Origin of the sequence: Bacillus cereus group sp. N6, from assembly GCF_016483705.1 — a bacterium.
In the GTDB taxonomy this organism is placed as follows: Bacteria; Bacillota; Bacilli; order Bacillales; family Bacillaceae_G; genus Bacillus_A; species Bacillus_A wiedmannii.
The window spans coordinates 1-2036 of the sequence record NZ_JAEHBI010000145.1 but is presented as its reverse complement, the minus strand read 5'-3'; the positions used below and the strand labels follow the sequence as shown (position 1 = coordinate 2036).

The following is a 2036-nucleotide window of genomic DNA, read 5'->3' as shown; positions in this document are numbered from 1 at the left end:
ACTATTCAGAATTTCTTAAACGATAACTGTATTTTGTAAACGGATTTATGTTTTTTCAAACTTTGCAACAGAACCTCCATCGCCCCATTTTTATTGTGTTATATCCTTTCATGCCTTTTCTGTAATACATGATATACATGTGTAGAAAAGGCTCTAAAATATTGAGCATTTTCTACAGCTACTTTTCCAAAATCCATATACAGTAAAGTTTCTTGCAGCAATTTTAGCTCAAATTCTAAAAACTTATCACTCTGTTTCTGAATGGAATGCGGGATATTATGTATGGCATCAACAATATCCCGCACATATTTCATGCTATAAAAATCTTCTCCTGGATGTGAACATACATTTCGAATGAGTAAGAATGTTTCCTGCAATATCTCATGTCCGATATCGTGTAATATATTTTGATTCATACCCTCTCCCCTTCCATTTCCCCATTATGGACCTTCAATTCCTGCATTGATTTGAAACTCGTAATTTTCTACAAACCATTCTTCCTCTTCTATTACCAAATACAGCTTCATCGTATGTTTTTGTTGTTGTTCAGTACCATTTACTGTAACCGCATAATCGTATTTCATTGTTACTTCTGCTTTGTTATCAGCTGTCTTCCTGTAATACATATCGGTTACGTTTGCTTTTGTCTGAATCGGAAGCGAAGGGTCCATCAAATGTCCATGTGCATCCTCCGGTGCTTCAAATAATTTTCTCTTCGCTTCCCCTGTCACCATTTCTTTTATCTGTGCTAATCCTGGCTTTTCTTTTTGCTGATTATCTTGCTGCATAAGAAGTGTCACAAATTTTTTTGCTACTTCTTGCCCTTTGTCTTGTGTATTTTCTGTCAAAACGGTAATCCTTTTTTGGAGCGATTTATTTTCTGCTGTCAATCCTTTGACTTGTTCCGTCCACTTCTTCTCTGTTTTTTGTACTTTATTTTGCAATGCACGATTTTGACTCCATAACCAGGTACTTGTAATCACAAGTCCAACAATTAAGATGGCTGCTATCCCTTGTTTCATTTTTTTGCCTCCCTATCATTTATCATTGTGGTAAAAATGGTGCTGGATTAACTTGTCCGAATGTAAAGGATGTTTTGATTTCAAAATGGAGATGAGGCCCTGTTACTTGCCCCGTTTTCCCGCAAACACCTACTTGTTGTCCTACTCCAATGTTCTGCCCTTCTTGTACGGTAATAGAGGACATATGGCCATATAGGCTCCAATATCCATTTCCATGATTAATTACAACGACGTTTCCATACCCGCCAAACCCCGAACCGCCTTCGCCAAACTTCGCTAATTCTACAACGCCACCTTTCGACGAGGCTATTGCGGTGACACCGTCCTGGCAAGAATAATCAATACCCTTATGAATCGTACCCCAACGTGGGCCAAATGGACTTGTAATCGTTGTTTGTGCAATCGGACGGATAAAACCTTGCGAACTTGCTGCGCCAGTATCCACGACGCCCCCAGGCTTTCCCGCTTCACAATTAAACGACAGTCCTCCCATTTGACCGACAAATTTCGTTACCAATATGGGGCACAACCCATTCGTACCATGCGGATCATTTGCGGCACCTGGTGGTGCATATTTAGCGCCAATTGCTTCAATCGTTGTAATCCCCATGCCAATATAGTTTTGATATAAGTTGCGCGCCATGGCGCTAATCCCTTCTTCAAGTGTGGCAAACTTCTGGAACCCCTTCATTTGAGAACTACTTGTGTCCATCAAACCACCTGGATTATTATAATTTTTAACAGCGTTTGAAGTACCGTTCCCCGTCTCTAGTTTCGCTATCGCTGCTAGTTAAAAGAGGATCGATTTGATTTTGTGTTCCTGCGTTTAAAAAAGACTGTGCCTGCCCTGTGAACACGCCACCTAAATGCGGTTGTATTTCTTCCGGCGTCACTGTCTTCCCTCCTGGACGACACACTGTCATCCCATTACTTTGGACGGTTCTGTTGCAAAGTTTGAAAAAACATAAATCCGTTTACAAAATACAGTTATCGTTTAAGAAATTCTGAATAGTT

2 protein-coding genes and 1 pseudogene are annotated in these 2036 nt (G+C 40.1%); all 3 read right to left on the bottom strand.

Annotation, left to right across the window (positions count from 1 at the left end):
- Positions 1-98 precede the first annotated feature (98 nt).
- Positions 99-416, bottom strand: a complete 318-nt coding sequence (locus JDS99_RS30460) for a hypothetical protein (protein ID WP_199696449.1) — start codon at positions 414-416, stop codon at positions 99-101.
- A 24-nt stretch (positions 417-440) separates the two neighbouring features.
- Entirely contained in the window at positions 441-1022 is a 582-nt protein-coding gene (locus JDS99_RS30455) for a hypothetical protein (RefSeq protein ID WP_199696448.1), read from the bottom strand.
- A 22-nt stretch (positions 1023-1044) separates the two neighbouring features.
- Positions 1045-1963 (bottom strand): annotated as a pseudogene (locus JDS99_RS30450) (peptidoglycan DD-metalloendopeptidase family protein); the annotation flags it as partial.
- Positions 1964-2036: the final 73 nt, after the last annotated feature.

Coding starts and splice junctions, on each gene's coding strand:
- JDS99_RS30460 (WP_199696449.1), bottom strand. CDS start 416: ATGAATCAAAATATATTACACGATATCGGACATGAGATATTGCAGGAA.
- JDS99_RS30455 (WP_199696448.1), bottom strand. CDS start 1,022: ATGAAACAAGGGATAGCAGCCATCTTAATTGTTGGACTTGTGATTACA.